At 40.2% G+C, this 14,949-nt stretch carries 17 protein-coding genes; 6 read left to right on the forward strand and 11 right to left on the reverse strand.

Features of this window, described 5'->3' with window-relative positions; all coding sequences use genetic code 11:
- Window positions 1-107 precede the first annotated feature (107 nt).
- From Q4533_RS07280 to Q4533_RS07290, 3 genes are all read right to left on the reverse strand, one after another.
- The gene (locus Q4533_RS07280) at window positions 108-500 is read right to left on the reverse strand and encodes a VOC family protein (RefSeq protein WP_102476242.1); all 393 of its coding nucleotides are present in this window, start codon (window positions 498-500) and stop codon (window positions 108-110) included.
- Window positions 501-583: 83 nt separating this feature from the next.
- Window positions 584-1,003, reverse strand: a complete 420-nt coding sequence (locus Q4533_RS07285; protein WP_102438333.1) for a VOC family protein — start codon at window positions 1,001-1,003, stop codon at window positions 584-586.
- Window positions 1,004-1,030: 27 nt separating this feature from the next.
- On the reverse strand, window positions 1,031-1,273 hold the full coding sequence (locus tag Q4533_RS07290; RefSeq protein ID WP_102476241.1) for a hypothetical protein: 243 nt from the start codon (window positions 1,271-1,273) through the stop codon (window positions 1,031-1,033).
- A 115-nt stretch (window positions 1,274-1,388) separates the two neighbouring features.
- Between Q4533_RS07290 and soxR the strand changes: the two genes are divergently transcribed.
- Entirely contained in the window at window positions 1,389-1,838 is a 450-nt protein-coding gene (gene soxR, locus Q4533_RS07295; RefSeq protein ID WP_303502519.1) for a redox-sensitive transcriptional activator SoxR, read from the forward strand.
- Window positions 1,839-2,072: 234 nt separating this feature from the next.
- Here the strand turns inward: soxR and Q4533_RS07300 are convergent, their stop codons facing one another.
- The 4 genes from Q4533_RS07300 to ushA (Q4533_RS07315) form a co-directional block, all read right to left on the reverse strand.
- Window positions 2,073-2,540, reverse strand: a complete 468-nt coding sequence (locus Q4533_RS07300) for an Hsp20 family protein (RefSeq protein ID WP_303502520.1) — start codon at window positions 2,538-2,540, stop codon at window positions 2,073-2,075.
- A gap of 306 nt (window positions 2,541-2,846) precedes the next feature.
- The gene (gene ushA, locus Q4533_RS07305; RefSeq protein ID WP_102519677.1) at window positions 2,847-4,523 is read right to left on the reverse strand and encodes a bifunctional UDP-sugar hydrolase/5'-nucleotidase UshA; all 1,677 of its coding nucleotides are present in this window, start codon (window positions 4,521-4,523) and stop codon (window positions 2,847-2,849) included.
- 337 nt (window positions 4,524-4,860) lie between these two features.
- Window positions 4,861-5,535 (reverse strand): alpha/beta hydrolase, encoded by a 675-nt coding sequence (locus Q4533_RS07310; protein WP_102519695.1) that lies wholly within the window; start codon window positions 5,533-5,535, stop codon window positions 4,861-4,863.
- A gap of 148 nt (window positions 5,536-5,683) precedes the next feature.
- The gene (ushA, locus tag Q4533_RS07315; protein ID WP_303502521.1) at window positions 5,684-7,396 is read right to left on the reverse strand and encodes a bifunctional UDP-sugar hydrolase/5'-nucleotidase UshA; all 1,713 of its coding nucleotides are present in this window, start codon (window positions 7,394-7,396) and stop codon (window positions 5,684-5,686) included.
- A 473-nt stretch (window positions 7,397-7,869) separates the two neighbouring features.
- On the opposite strand from ushA (Q4533_RS07315), the gene Q4533_RS07320 reads away from it, so the two are divergent.
- Window positions 7,870-8,877, forward strand: a complete 1,008-nt coding sequence (locus Q4533_RS07320; protein WP_303502543.1) for a glutathione S-transferase family protein — start codon at window positions 7,870-7,872, stop codon at window positions 8,875-8,877.
- Between the two features lie 37 nt (window positions 8,878-8,914).
- On the opposite strand, the gene Q4533_RS07325 is transcribed toward Q4533_RS07320, so the two are convergent.
- The 3 genes from Q4533_RS07325 to Q4533_RS07335 all read right to left on the reverse strand — a co-directional run bounded on the left by Q4533_RS07325 (window position 8,915) and on the right by Q4533_RS07335 (window position 11,143).
- The gene (locus tag Q4533_RS07325; RefSeq protein ID WP_102438220.1) at window positions 8,915-9,142 is read right to left on the reverse strand and encodes a DUF3389 family protein; all 228 of its coding nucleotides are present in this window, start codon (window positions 9,140-9,142) and stop codon (window positions 8,915-8,917) included.
- Window positions 9,143-9,225: 83 nt separating this feature from the next.
- The gene (locus tag Q4533_RS07330; RefSeq protein ID WP_102476237.1) at window positions 9,226-9,708 is read right to left on the reverse strand and encodes a peptidylprolyl isomerase; all 483 of its coding nucleotides are present in this window, start codon (window positions 9,706-9,708) and stop codon (window positions 9,226-9,228) included.
- A 220-nt stretch (window positions 9,709-9,928) separates the two neighbouring features.
- The gene (locus Q4533_RS07335) at window positions 9,929-11,143 is read right to left on the reverse strand and encodes a lytic murein transglycosylase (protein ID WP_102438224.1); all 1,215 of its coding nucleotides are present in this window, start codon (window positions 11,141-11,143) and stop codon (window positions 9,929-9,931) included.
- Window positions 11,144-11,340: 197 nt separating this feature from the next.
- Here Q4533_RS07335 and Q4533_RS07340 point away from each other — a divergent pair, with 197 nt between their 5' ends.
- Entirely contained in the window at window positions 11,341-11,700 is a 360-nt protein-coding gene (locus Q4533_RS07340; protein ID WP_076537554.1) for a DUF2750 domain-containing protein, read from the forward strand.
- A gap of 100 nt (window positions 11,701-11,800) precedes the next feature.
- Complete coding sequence (locus tag Q4533_RS07345) at window positions 11,801-12,439, forward strand: hypothetical protein (RefSeq protein ID WP_102476236.1); 639 nt, start codon at window positions 11,801-11,803, stop codon at window positions 12,437-12,439.
- A 69-nt stretch (window positions 12,440-12,508) separates the two neighbouring features.
- Here the strand turns inward: Q4533_RS07345 and Q4533_RS07350 are convergent, their stop codons facing one another.
- Window positions 12,509-13,450, reverse strand: a complete 942-nt coding sequence (locus Q4533_RS07350; RefSeq protein ID WP_102438227.1) for a chemotaxis protein CheV — start codon at window positions 13,448-13,450, stop codon at window positions 12,509-12,511.
- 218 nt (window positions 13,451-13,668) lie between these two features.
- Between Q4533_RS07350 and Q4533_RS07355 the strand changes: the two genes are divergently transcribed.
- Together Q4533_RS07355 and Q4533_RS07360 are read left to right on the forward strand one after the other, a co-directional pair.
- Window positions 13,669-14,217, forward strand: a complete 549-nt coding sequence (locus tag Q4533_RS07355; RefSeq protein ID WP_198590872.1) for a lipocalin family protein — start codon at window positions 13,669-13,671, stop codon at window positions 14,215-14,217.
- A gap of 85 nt (window positions 14,218-14,302) precedes the next feature.
- On the forward strand, window positions 14,303-14,851 hold the full coding sequence (locus tag Q4533_RS07360) for an LON peptidase substrate-binding domain-containing protein (RefSeq protein WP_102438229.1): 549 nt from the start codon (window positions 14,303-14,305) through the stop codon (window positions 14,849-14,851).
- The last annotated feature ends 98 nt before the right edge of the window (window positions 14,852-14,949 follow it).

Consider the following 14,949-nt stretch of genomic DNA (forward strand, 5'->3'; position numbering starts at 1 on the left):
AAAGCGCCGCTAATTTAATAGCGGCGCTTTTTTAATGCTGATTACCTCAGTATGAGTATCTGTAGTTAATGGTTAATGGTTAATGGTTAATGGTTAATTGTGGATGGTTATTTATCACGAATAGTCACTCGCCACGGTGGATTTAATCGATTCTCTCCTGCCCAATACAGCTTTATCTTATTACCTGCAGGATCAAACAGCCTTGCTTCACGCCATAAATAGTCTTGATCTGTGGGCAAAGTTTCAAATTCGATGCCTTTTTTAATCAGCTGATTAACCCATTCATCTAGTTGCTCATGTTCAAAATAGATAACGGTTCGGTTATCACTCATATTCAATTGCAGCTCATCTAAGGTTAATGAAAAACTGGCCTCACCATCAGGACACATAAAACGAGCGTAATGGGCAGTATTAACGATTTGAGTAAAACCGAGAGTTAAATAAAACTCACAGGCTTTAGTCATATTATTAACCGTTAAGGTAACTTGATTAAGATGCATACTGACTCCGACTTAAGATAAATCTCCAACTAATACTGTTCGTTTTTACTGTTGCTTATACTATTTATAAGCGCCAATGAAACTTAAACATAACGATTTCGTTCACTGGGAATATCCGTTAAATACTGGACAAACTCTACCTCAATGCCATCAGGGTCAAGATAATAAACACTGTCAGAGTAAGTATCTTCACGGCCTTTAATCGCTATTTCAAAACCAGCTTGCTCCATTCTTGCCATTAAACTTTTAAGATCTGACACCACATAAGCAAAATGGGCTAAGCCTAAATCATAACCTTCATTGGGACGCATTTTTCCTTTACCGCCATCGTTAAGCGATAAGTAATTATATTCATCACCAAAGTGCAGCCATTTACGCTGCACCCCATGCCACTCACCTTCACCACCGCCGCGAACTTGCCAATGGGGAAAAGCTGCCCGATAAAACGCTAAGCTAGCGTCTAAATTTTGTACTACTAAATTTAAATGCTCTAATCGCATAATCATATTCCTTGTTTTAAAAAGCTGACATTACTTATTAATCATCACTTGATTGAATAGGGTTCGGCTTAGTTCAATAACCGCTGTGATTGCGTTTTCTGCTGACAAATCATGATTCTTAGCGCCACTTGGGGAGCGGCTTGGGTCATCTGAAGCATCATAAGCTTGCTCAGTGACCACTTCCTTAGAGGGTTTGATTACTGTGGTAACCGGAGTTGTTGTTCGATGACTGAATGTATTCACTTGTTCAGTTTTAAAAATTAAATACGTCATTTTGCCTCCTGCATTGCAACGATTTTTAAATCAACTTGTTGTAATATAGTGCCACTATAAAACCTCAACCTTGGTTGAGGTAAAGTATTATTTTTACTGTAATAGGAATATTTTGATGCTTGATGAAATTGATTTAACAGTCGGGCAAGTGGCCAAGCGTTGCGGCATAAAAGTCTCAAGCCTGCATTTTTATGAATCAAAAGGCTTGATCACCAGTTTGCGCAATCAAGGCAATCAGCGCCGCTATCGCCGAGATGTGATCAGGCGGATATCCGTGATAAAAGCCGCCCAAACCATGGGAATAAGCTTGCAGGATATCAAGCAGGCATTTAGCCACCTTCCCAATGAACGCACCCCAACCCCTGAAGACTGGGCGTTGCTATCGACCAAGTGGCAAAATCAGTTAACTAGAAAAATCAATTATTTGACTAATTTACGTGACTCTCTAGATGGCTGTATTGGTTGTGGATGTTTATCAATGAAAAACTGCCCCATATACAATCCTAATGATGAACTGGGTAACAATGATGCTGGTGCGGTCATTTTAGATAGAGCGCTTAAATAGGGGCTTGTGACTTTTACGAGCAGTGCTTTTATTGAAAGCGACGTTATCGCGAAGTGCTTTTGTTGAGAGTGACTTTAATGTGGGATCAATAATGTGGCGTCAATTTGTTGTGAGGGGCTTTATAAACAGTCATAAGGCAAAAAGCCCAACTAGGAAAATGAATCTAGTTGGGCAAAAATCAGGGAAGAGATGAAACTAGTGCCCTTTATTATTTACCTAAAGGGCGGTAACGCATTAACTTTCAATCGTATTACTGGTAGCGCTGCGCGCAGAATTGATTTGAATTTTACGTGCTTTTAACGCTTCAGGGATTTCTCTTAATAAATCAACATTTAATAAACCATTTTCTAATTCAGCACCAACAACCTTGACATGGTCTGCTAACTGGAAAGTGCGCTCAAATCCACGCTCTGCGATACCTTGATGTAAGTATTTACGTTCATCGTTTACTGCAGCCACTTTACTGCCTTTGATAAGTAACTTGTCACCTTCGCTAGTGATATCAAGTTCTTGCATACTAAATCCAGCAACCGCCATAGTGATACGGTAGCGATTTTCGCCAAGTAATTCGATGTTGTATGGAGGGTAACCGGTGTTACCATTTTGTACTGCGGCGTGTTCAGCCATTTTAGCTAAACGATCAAAACCAATCGCACTACGATAAAGAGGAGTTAAATCTGGAGTTAAATTAAATTTACGCATTGTCATATCCTTGTCTAAAGCAATATGTGAAAAATAAAATGCCATTATTGGCTGTTTGTCATTACCCTTGCGGCGTAATGCTAGTTAGTACCTCTATTGAGCGTGCCTAACTTACAACTAGATATGAGAACGATATTTTATTTTTCAAGTAAATTAGCAAAAATAATTTTTCCTTCAGCCAATAAATTTAAATATAACCATTAATAATCAATATCTTAAAAAGATAAAAATTTTCAAATAAAAAGACAACCAAGTGGTTGCCTTTAGGTTTAAATGCTAACAGAAGCTAACATTAACTCATGGATACTAATAAATACTGCAGCCTAATGAACTTTTAGATTGGGTAAATTTCACTTCATTTTTCGGATTATAATCCTCAATTTGAATATTTTTCTCTTTCTTAACGTATTCATAAAGCTCAATGGCATCTACATAACCCGCTTCAAGAATATTAATCTTAGGGTAATTGTCACCACCTGCTGCGCTAAAACTTGGAATAGAGAACTGATAGGTTGCCGATATATCAAAAGGCTGACCATTAATACTATGAATTTCAACGTCTTGATCACGACATTTTACAGTCATATCAATACCGTAAAATTGCGCATAAGCACCGCTAGTTCGGGTATTGGTAGCCACTTTTGATAAATAGCTAATTAATTTGTCACCTGACATTTCTGCTAAACCAATAGTATTTGAAAATGGTTGCACCGTGAGCACATCACGATAAGCAATATTTCCTGCCGGAATAGAGGCTCTGACGCCACCAGAGTTCATGATACCAAAGTCAGCGCGCACTTTATTACTGTGTACTTTCGCAATTAACCTACCTAAATTGGTTTGCTGGGCACGCACCACCTTGCGATCGCCTTGTAATAGCCCATCTACTTTACCTATGATCACATCAAGCTCTGCGCTGCCTTTTTGCTGATAAGGTAATAACGCCGCTTCAACCTCAGGGTTACGCTCAACATGCTCACCTACTGGCCAAGCAAGCTTTTTACCAAAAGCCATTCGCTTTAAGTTAATTGGAATTAATCGGTAGTCCACTAAATACAATTTACCGTTAATGTATTCAAAATCAGCGCGGCCAACAAAGCGTCCCCACTCATGGGCTTGCATAATCCAAGTGCCATTTTGTTTGTCTGGACGACAAGAGTCACCCGCGGTGAAGGTTTTATCATATTCACTGTTGCGACCAGCCATACACACTGGATTTTGCGAGTGCCCGCCGATAATGGCGTCTAACTGCCCTTCCTCTAACGCTCTAGCCATCGTGACATCACCAGGGGCATTACTGCCAAAATCTGCATCCTGATAATGGCCCATATGGGTAGCTGCAAACACTAAGTCTACAGTTTCATTGGCTTTTATTTGCGGTAACAACTGCTTCATTTCCGCGATAGGATCGGTAAAAATCAACGATTCTGTATGCAATGGATTAGTTAGCTTTGGTGTGTCGTTAGTGGTCAACCCCACTACAGCAATGTCAATATCACCCACTTTGAACACTTTATAAGGTTCAAAATAACGTTGATTAGATTCTTTATCATAGATATTGGCAGCGAGCATTGGGAATGTCGCCAATTCAGCTTGTTCAGCTAATACTGATAATGGGTTATCAAATTCATGATTGCCCACCGCCATGGCATCATAACCAATCATATTCATGCCAATAAAATCGGGGATGGCGTTTTGTAAGTCGGATTCTGGTACACCCGTATTGATGTCGCCACCTGATAACACTAAGGTATGCCCACCATTTGCGGCGACCTCTTTACGAATACCATCAATGACAGTAAACCGCGCTGCCATGCCATACTCACCCGCTTTGTTATGCCAAAAACGACCATGATTATCATTGGTATGCACCACAGTAAATTTAGTGCAATTATTATCTTCGCAGTCAGGTTTTCGATCACACGCAGTTAAACTGGTTAATACACCGATGACGACCAGTAGACTCGGAATTTTTCTTATCATTATGTTATCCGTAAACCTTCAATTTAATACAAGTTGCCTGCAATTTGTTTGCAACTAGTTTCACTACATAAAACGAGCTGTATTTTAACAAAAGTTTACTAAATATTGTGATTTATTTTTAAGTTATCACTTTAAATAACAATGATTTAGTTTTTATTAATACACGCAGATTGTCCAATATAATAAAAAGGGATTTAGCCAAATGATTGAGCTGTTCGAATATAAAAAAGGCTCAGCGCCATAACAGCGCTAAGCCTCTTGTTTTTTATAGCATTTAACTATCACAAGTTAATAGTGACATTGTACTTAATTTGAAACAGCCACACTAAAGTGCCAGTTATGCTTTCCCGAGTTTATCGGTTAGCCATTGACCAATGTGGGACAACTGCGCAGGTATAACACTATGTGCCATAGGGTAAGTAAGCCACTTGCTCGAATAGCCTGCTTTAATTAAGGCATCATGGGCCATTTTTCCAGCAAATAATGGCACCACTTCATCTTGCTCACCATGGTTTTGTAATATCGGCGTATCACTGTTAGCTTCGCTTAAGCCCTCAGGTAAAGCCTCTCCTGCGGGTAAATAACATGACAATGCCATAATGCCTGCAAGTTTTTGCTCAAACCTCAACCCAGTAAATAAACTCATGACGCCACCTTGGCTAAAACCTGCCAGCACAATGTTTTGAGCGCTAATACCCGATTCAATTTGTTCATTGATCAGCGCTTTTACTGCGATTTCAGAGGTTAACACCCCATTGATATCGGCTCGATCATGTAAATCCATGCTTTTAATATCATACCAAGATCGCATGATATAGCCGCCATTTATGGTCACCGCTTGTTCTGGTGCATGGGGAAAAACAAATCGAATACTATGATCACTTGGTAAACCTAAAACAGGCACGACGGGCGCAAACCCGGCTCCTGAGTCTCCTAAGCCATGTAACCAAATGACACATGACTTCGCAGGTGTAGCTGGTTCAACTGTTATACGTTCTAGTAGGGTTGTCACCGACGACATAATTAAATCCTTTATGATGAATTGCGGCTATCTTATACCAATCCATAAGCACCGTTAAGCTTGAAACAAAAAAGGTAGCCGTAGCTACCTTTTTCAATTTACACCGTTTTTAACTTACTCATTAGTTAATCAAAAGAAATTATTGAGCACAACTTTTCACTAACGCGCCATTACGGTAGAAATTTAATTGACCTTCTACAGGTGCATAATCGGCAGCTGATAATACAGGGTTTGCCACAAAGTACTCACGAAAAACTGCTGCATCGGTTAATTGGGTATCTATGTAGTTTTTATGTTGATTAATAACTGGATAATCGTCACCACCAGCAGCACTGAAATGGATTAACGAGAAGGTATAATCATCTTCTAAATCGAAACTACGGCCACCAAGAGAAGCAATATCGACGGTTTCAGCATCACAATTCACATCCATAGCTACATGGTTAAATTGTGGGAAACCACCACCGCTTTTAACTGCCACAGCAGCTAAATAGTCTTCAACTTCCGCACCCGTCATAGTGACATAAGATACGAAATTACCAAATGGTTGTACAGTTAACACATCACGATATGAAATATCACCTTCAGCGATAGAAGCACGGACACCACCTGAATTCATTACGCCAAAGTCTGCAGTGACATTGAAGTTATTGCTAACAAATTCAGAATAAGCTGTAGTGAGCAGGTTACCTAGGTTTGTTTGCTCAACACGTACGACTTCACGATCGCCTTCAAACTTACCATCAGTATAGGAAATCACCACATCTAACAATTCTTGACCGCGCTGTTGATATGGCAATAAGGTGTCATATACTGTTTGGTCTTTTTCAATTTCTTCAGTAATGAAAACTAACTCGCCACTTTCATCTTCTTGCTTTAAGTTAATTGGGATGAGTGAGTATTCTGCCAGCGTTAGCTCTCCATCCATGTATTCAAAATCAGCACGTCCAACGTACTTGCCCCATTCATGGGCTTGCATGATATAAGTCCCATTTTGCTGATCAGGTTTACAGTCATCACCTGGAGCAAAGTCGGCGTACTCATCCCCTTCCATACATACTGGGTTTTGTGAATGACCACCTATAATCGCGTGCAGTTGACCTTGCTCAACTGAGCGAGCTAGCATCACATCACCAGCGGCTTCTGTACCATGATTACCGTCAGCATAATGACCCATATGGGTTACAGCAAACACCATATCAACGTCTTCATTGGCTTCGATTTCAGCAAGAACAATAGGCAGCTCGTCTTGAGGATCGGTAAATGTCAGTCTGTCGACATTTTCTGGATTAACAATTTTGGGGGTATCAACAGTGGTAAAACCGATAATCGCAATTTTTACGCCATTAATATCAAACACTCGGTAAGGTTCAAAATAGCGCGCGTCTGCATTTTTGTCATAGATGTTAGCTGCAAGCATTGGAAAATTAGCCAATGTTGACTGCATATCAAGTGTGCTTAGAGGATTGTCAAACTCATGGTTACCCACTGCCATAGCGTCATAACCTAATAGGTTCATCCCCATGAAGTCAGGAATGGCTTGCTGCATGTCTGACTCAGGTACACCAGTGTTAATATCACCACCAGATAAAAGAATGGTTTCACCGCCAGCACGCTCTACTTCATGTCGAATTTGATCAATCACAGTTTTACGCGCAGCCATACCATATTCGCCATTGCTGTTTTCCCAAAAACGGCCATGATTATCATTGGTATGAATAACAGTAAAGCTAGTACATGCATCACCAGCAGCTTCACAAGCTGTTAGGTTTTTATCATCGTCATTACTACAACCTGACAATGTCGCGAGTACAGCAGAGGCCACTAAGCATTTGCACAAGATGTTTTTCATGATCTAACCCTTAATCAATTTAATTTTTATAATGTACGAGCTATCCAGCCCATTGCTGAATGCTAGCAAACATTGCATAAATCTCATGTCAGTTTGATTACAAAAAACCACAATTTACCCAGCCACAACAACAAGATACATCTTGGCAAACATTAAAATCAAAAACAAAACACTCGCACAAAAAAAACAAAACAAGTCAGACATTTCAAGCTGTAACAACACAAATTGTATCTGGTTGATATTTGAACCCATATAGCCATATTTTTCTATTGATGTGAGTTTTTTGTTAAAAGCACCGCAATTAAAGCAACCAATACTCGCTATTCCAATTCAATATTTTCAGTAACAGTAAATACATTTAGGCTCAAGCAGCTTCGAATTAATCGAACGATATAGCCCATTTAATCCGCTTTTTTTGCTAAAATTTATCACTTAAACTCAGTCATAGAAGTTGAAATTATCAGGTGGCAATGATGGGGTTATTACAAAATGGACACTGGGTCGATCAATGGTACCCAACGAAGGAAAATGGCGGCAATTTTCACCGAGAAGATGCACAATTTAGGCATTGGATCACACCAGACGGCAGTGCTGAAGTAAGTGGTGATGCAGGCTTTAAAGCTGAAGCTGGACGTTACCATTTATACGTTTCATTGGCTTGTCCTTGGGCTCATAGAACCTTAATTTTTCTACAACTTAAACAGTTAACCCAAATGATTGATGTCACTGTGGTTGAGCCGCACATGCTCAGTAACGGCTGGGAGTTTGCAGGATCTAATCAGTCGGCAGCTGCTAATGCCATTGAAGACGCTAATACCGATCCTTTGTTTAATAAAGATTACCTGTATCAAATTTACCAAATGGCCAAAGCTGATTATAACGGTCGTGTCACTGTGCCCGTATTATGGGATAAACACACTAATACCATAGTCAGTAATGAATCATCTGACATTATTCGTATGTTTAATCGGGCGTTTAATCATCTTACGGCTAACCATGACGACTATTATCCAGCAGCACTACGTCAAGATATTGATGAACTGAATGTCATGATTTACGACAACATTAATAATGGTGTATATCGCAGTGGTTTTGCTACTACTCAACAAGCATATGAAGCAGCAATAACGCCACTGTTTGCCAGCTTAGCGCAATTAGAACAACGCTTAGCAACAAAACGCTACTTAATGGGAGATGTGATAACTGAAGCAGATTGGCGTTTATTTACCACTTTAATTCGCTTTGATTGTGTTTATGTAGGCCACTTTAAAACCAATATTAGAACCATTGAGTCCTACCCTTGCCTTTCTGGTTACCTCAGGGACTTATACCAACAGCCTGGCATTGCTGACACGGTAAACTTTGAGCACATCAAGCAGCATTACTACTTTAGCCACCAACAAATTAATCCAACCCAAATCGTGCCAGTTGGCCCAGAGATTGACTATAGCAGTCCCCATAACCGAGATTCACTAGCCTAGGTGTTCCTGTAGTGAAGCTTGTCGCAGCCGAATCAGATTATTCGGCTGCAATGCCCATTATTTCGATGGCTTCATAAAATTGCTGGGCATTATCCAATTTTAAACTCCAGCGCACAGCGCCAGCATCTGCGATTAACATTAAACTGTCACTAAGACATTTCATGTCATCGACCATTGCGGTCAAGACGATGTTATTGGTATTTAATCGACACTGGATTTCAAATGGCGTGACCACTAATTTACCTTGGGAAAATTCAATTATCATTCGGATGCTTCTTTTATTTCAAACAAAAATCCCAAGTATATTAACTACACTTGGGATTACATTTGGGGTAATGCAGCAATAAATTAGTGCTGATGACCACCCTCACCGTGTGAATGACCGTGGGCAATTTCTTCATCAGTTGCATCACGAAAATCAACCACTTCGATATCAAAGGTTAACTCACGACCGGCTAATGGGTGGTTAGTATCGATGGTCGCCATGAATTTACCCATTTTAACGATAGTCACTTGGCGTTGGCCTTCTTCAGTATTGACAATAGCAGACATGCCCACTTTCCATACTTTAGCGCCTTGTAGGTGTTTTACTGAAACACGTTGCTCAGCACCTTCCATACGCTCACCATAGGTCTCAGCAGCTGGTAATGTAACGGTGAACTTTTCACCCGCATCTTTGCCAGCAATGGCATTTTCTACACCTGGCATCATGTTGTCATGGCCATGTAAATAGGCGATTGGAGAACCACCTTCGTTACTTTCAATCACTTCACCTTGTTCGTCACGAAGGGTGTAGTTGAATCGAACTACCATATTGTCTTGAGCGCTCATCGAATGTCCTTAGTTTACTTCGATATCAATAGTTTCCGCAGCTTAACAAATACCCGTTTAAGCTGCCAGTAAAAGCCGAGATAATCGATTGCTATGCTTTTAGCTTATGCTTTTAGCTTATTCTTTAAGCTTATGAACTGAGTTTAAGCACTAAGCCTGCGAACTGGCAGAGAATAAACTCTCAGCGATGCAATCATTATTTTTTAATTGAAGCTACGGATTATAAACTGATCTTAATACCTAACGCGGCGAAGGTTTTTTGATCGGGAAAGCCATCAGCAATCAAGTTTTTACTGCGCTGAAATGCCTGCACTCCTGCAATCGAGTTTCGCCCGAGTACACCATCTGGCTTACCAACATCAAAACCCAGTTCATTTAATTTTGCTTGCATAAGCTTAATGTCGCTGCGATTAAATAGACCATGATCCGGCGCACTTACTCTCAGCGGCGCTGCACCATTCACCCTATCGGCTAAATGGCCCACGGCAATGGCGTAAAATTCAGAGCGATTCCAGCGCATAATGACATCAAAGTTATCGTAACCTAAGAATGCTGGCCCGGTATGACCAGACGGGACATACAATGAGGCTTCCATCTCTGGAGTCGTCAACGGTGTGCCATTGGCTTGCTTGAGGTTTAATGCAGCCCAATCGGTTAACGGTTTAGGGTGCTTGCGGCCAAGGTATTGGTAATCATAATTTTCAGGCAATAATACTTCTCTGCCCCAGCGTTCATTCGCTTTCCAGCCCAGTTGCTGCAAAAAGTTTGCCGCAGACGTTAGGGCATCGGCAGTGCTATTCCACAAATCGACTTTACCGTCACCATCACCATCAACGGCATATTTAGCGTAATTGGTTGGCATAAATTGAGTATGCCCCATCGCGCCAGCCCAAGAGCCCACCATAGTCGCATCATCAAATTGATACTTTTCTTTAAGCTTTAAAGCTTGCATCAATTCATTGGTAAAATAGCTACTACGACGAGGATCGCAGGCTAATGTCGCTAACGAATTTAACACTGACATTTTGCCCTTATAGCCACCAAAGTTGGTTTCCAGCCCCCAAAAAGCAATGATATATTGGCCTGGTACCCCATACTCAAGGGTAAGCTTATTTAATAATTCTCGATGCTCGGCTAATAAACGCCGCCCCTCTTTAACACGCCAATCAGTCACACGCTTATTGAAGTAATTACCAAAGGTGGTGCTAAACTCTGGCTGCTGATTATCAAGCTCAATCACTCTAGGAATGTACTTTAGATTAGCGACACTAGTATTTATCGTTTGCTCGGATAAGCCTTCACTGCGGGCTGTAACTTTAAGCTTATCCACACACTGGGAAAAATCATCGGACGCTGCAATTGCTTGAAGACTAACAAAGCAGCTAGAAACCACTACAGCCGATTTTAGTAACGCCGGAAATTTGAAACTCACCATAAAAAGAATACTTCGACTAATCAATGAATAGCCACATCCTGACTTATCAAGCAAAAGGAAACAAGATCAAAACCCGCTAAAACTGTGATAATTTGTATTTGTTTATTTCATTTTGCGATAGAAGATTAATAGTGTTTTGTATTGTTTAGCGTTAACGTATAATGCATCAGTTAATTGAAATTTCTAAGAGACTAATCATGATTGAACTAACCCCTGCAGTTGTAAGCTTTATTGAAAATGTGAAAAAGCATCAAGTCCTTTGGGGCTTAGCGGATGAGACTGGTGAAGGTTGGGTTGTCTGTGACTCTTCTGAATTTGAACAAACTGATGTGATGCCTTTATGGTCAACACAAGCTGCGGCGGCAAGCCATTGTACTGAAGAGTGGGCAGACTATGTCGCTGTTGAGATCAGTGTGAATGACTTTTTAGAATTTTGGGTTGGCGATTTAAATGAAGACGGTGTATTAATCGGTCTTGATTGGGTTGCAAACGAAGAATGTTTAGAAGTAGATCCAATTGAATTAGCTAAAGAGCTAGTTGATATTGAAGCCGAATAATTACATTCTTGGCTAAATTAAGCTGCTGCAGTTCGTTACGAACTAAAGCAGCTTTTTTATAAGAAAAATTTACTTGCCAGTTATAACTTAAAGGCCTGTTTTGAATCATTTACCTCCCCTAATTGATATCCCTTTCGATCTTCGCCATCAATGCTGGTTTTGCGCCGAGCCTAGTAACGATGTGTTCAGTTATTATGCTAAAGCATCAACCCCGCACCCTTCATTAACACTGCCAGCATGCAGTGAGTGTGCAAGGTTAGCTAAAAAGAATTTACTGACTTCTATTTGGGATTGCAGAGACGCAGTAAAAGATGACTTAATGCAGATTTATCATAAAGATCTCGCCATTGGCATTAATTGGACCGAAGAAGAGTTGGCTGAGTCAGGTTTTGATTGTCGAATATTATCTGGCTTTAAAGAAAGCGCATGGATGATGTACAACATTGCCAAAGGCCGCATTAATGCAAAAGGTTGGCCCTTGGTGCTCAATGGCATTGATATTGAACAAGGTTATAGCGCGGTATTTGAGTTTGATGGTTTACAGTTTAATAGCCTAAATAAGGCAATTAATCACTATTGTGACACCTTAGCGCTCAACAAATCGCTGTTATGTGAAATACTCAATATTGTCGGCAAAGACAAGTTTTCTTATGCGGTAAGGTTATGTCGAATGAACATTGGCATTACCAAAGAGCATCAAAAGCTGCTTATCGAACAGGTTCAAGAAGAGTTTACTTAAATTTGAGCGACTAAAACAGTAAGCCACAACAGAGCGAGCGCTAACAACCGCATCGCTCTGAAGATACACTTAGTCAAGGATCATCTTTAAGCGCTGCTGCACCGCATCAACCAATAAGTCTGGCTGGAATTTAGAAATAAACTTGTCACAGCCCACTTTTTCAACCATAGCATTATTAAAGCTGCCACTTAACGAGGTATTAAGGGTGATATACAGTGACGCCATGCGCTCATCGGCGCGCACTTCAGCTGTGAGTTTATAGCCGTCCATTTCAGGCATTTCTGCATCGGTAATCATCATCAATAACTCATCGGCAACGCTTTTACCTTCTGCTGCCCAACCTTTAAGCATATTCAATGCTTGCAAACCATCAGAGGCCTCTATGATTTTAATCCCCAGTTGACTGAGGGTGTCGCGTACTTGTTTTCTAGCCGTGGCGGAGTCATCAACAATTAATACTTTTCGGCCCGGCATGTGCGCCACTAATTGTTGATCAAGTACGCCTTCTGATAAGGTAATGTCGTAATCAATGATCTCAGCTAGCACCTTTTCGACATCAATAATAGAGACCAATCTTTGTACATCATTATCTTGCAGTTTAGTGATAGCCGTTAAATAGTTATTAGCCCCAGCAGACTTTGGCGGCGGCATAATATCGCCCCAGGTCATATTGACAATATGCTCTACCTTGCCAACTAAAAAGCCCTGCACACTGCGGTTATACTCAGTAATAATCAAATTACAGTCATCTGAGACTGGCATAGGGCTAAAGCCAATAGCACCGCGCAAATTAATCACTGGAATAGACATACCACGAATGTTGGCAACACCACTAATGTTTGGGTTACTGCCAGGTAATGCGCTTAAAGGCGGAAGCTTAACGACCTCTTTGACTTTGAACACGTTAATAGCAAATAATTGGGTGGCACTAATTTTGAACAACAGTAACTCTAAACGGTTCTCACCGACTAATTTAGTACGTTGATCGACTGAATCCAGCATTTTTTTCATTATTATTTCTCGTTAACTCGACCTTGGTTCTACTAGCCATTAAAAAATTTTTAGCGGATACAACAGCGACATTGACTAAATAAGATTGGCTGTAAAACATCATTTAGAACAGATATTAACCTAATAAATTTTAATATAGATCTTATCGGCAGCATCGTACGTAACATGAGTAATTAGTGCAAATTCAACTCAAGATAAAACTATAGGGATCACAACAAATGACATCGACCAAGGTTTATAACAACATAAAAAGCATCGCCTTGTGTGCCTTGCTAGTTAGCGGAACAAGCGCTTGCACTATGCTCGATAAAAAAGTGACTGTGGTTGAAAACTTTAAACTCAACAATTACCTCGGTAGCTGGTATGAAATCGCCAGACTTGACCATTCATTTGAAAGAGGCCTTTCAAAAGTCACAGCCAACTATTCTGTTGATGACGATAAAGTTGTGGTCATCAATCGAGGTTATTCAGACGAAAAAGCACGTTGGAGTGAAGCAGAGGGTAAAGCCTACTTCATTGAAACGGACAATATTGGCCGTTTAAAAGTCTCTTTTTTTGGGCCGTTTTATGGTGCCTATCAAATCCATGATTTGATGGAAGATAAAAACGGAAACTATATAAGTTCGTTAGTGATAGGTCCAAACAATGATTATGCGTGGATTTTATCGCGCACACCTAACATCTCTGCCGAGCATAAACTCAGATTCACAGAAAAAATGACCGCATTAGGCATTGATACTCAGCAATTAATTTGGGTAAAACAATAGTGATCATTACCCTCAATATCACCGTATAAACTATTGAAAACATGAATACTACATTCATCATTAAGTTAGTAATAAAGGTGCTGTTATGAAATTGCCTCTGTTCCCATTATCCATTTGCTTGTTACCTCAAGGCTTCACGCAATTGCGCATTTTTGAACCAAGATATAAACGTTTAGTGACTGAATCACTTAAATCAGGTGAAGGTTTTGGCTTATGCATGCTAACCAGTGACAACCAACTCATGCCTTTAGGAACTTGGGTTCATATTATCGATTTTGAAACGCTAGACGATGGACTATTAGGTATTAGTATCGAAGGTAAACAGCGGTTTAAAATCAATCAGTTCGATACTGAAGCTGATGGTTTAAAAAGAGGTGATGTCAGTTTAATCCCCGATTGGCCGCAAACAGATATAAAGCCCAAACAACATTTTTTAAAGAAAACCTTACAAGAGATTTTACAGCAGTACCCACAACAATTATCTCACTATAAAGATGACGACTTTAATAATTTGTCATGGGTCTGTCAGCGCTGGTTAGAGATAATGCCCATTAGCCCAGAGGAAAAGTACCAGTGCATTAATAGTCATAATCACGAAATGACCCAAGCCTTGATCACCAGCATTATTAAGTAATCTTAACGCATTCAAAATCAGGTGGTTAGCGACTTTAACTCAAAGCAAACCACTCAAATTTTTAACTCTTAGTAATAAATGATAAAAAAGTTGCACAT

It is taken from the genome of Shewanella sp. 6_MG-2023, assembly GCF_030547195.1.
Classification (GTDB): Bacteria; Pseudomonadota; Gammaproteobacteria; order Enterobacterales; family Shewanellaceae; genus Shewanella.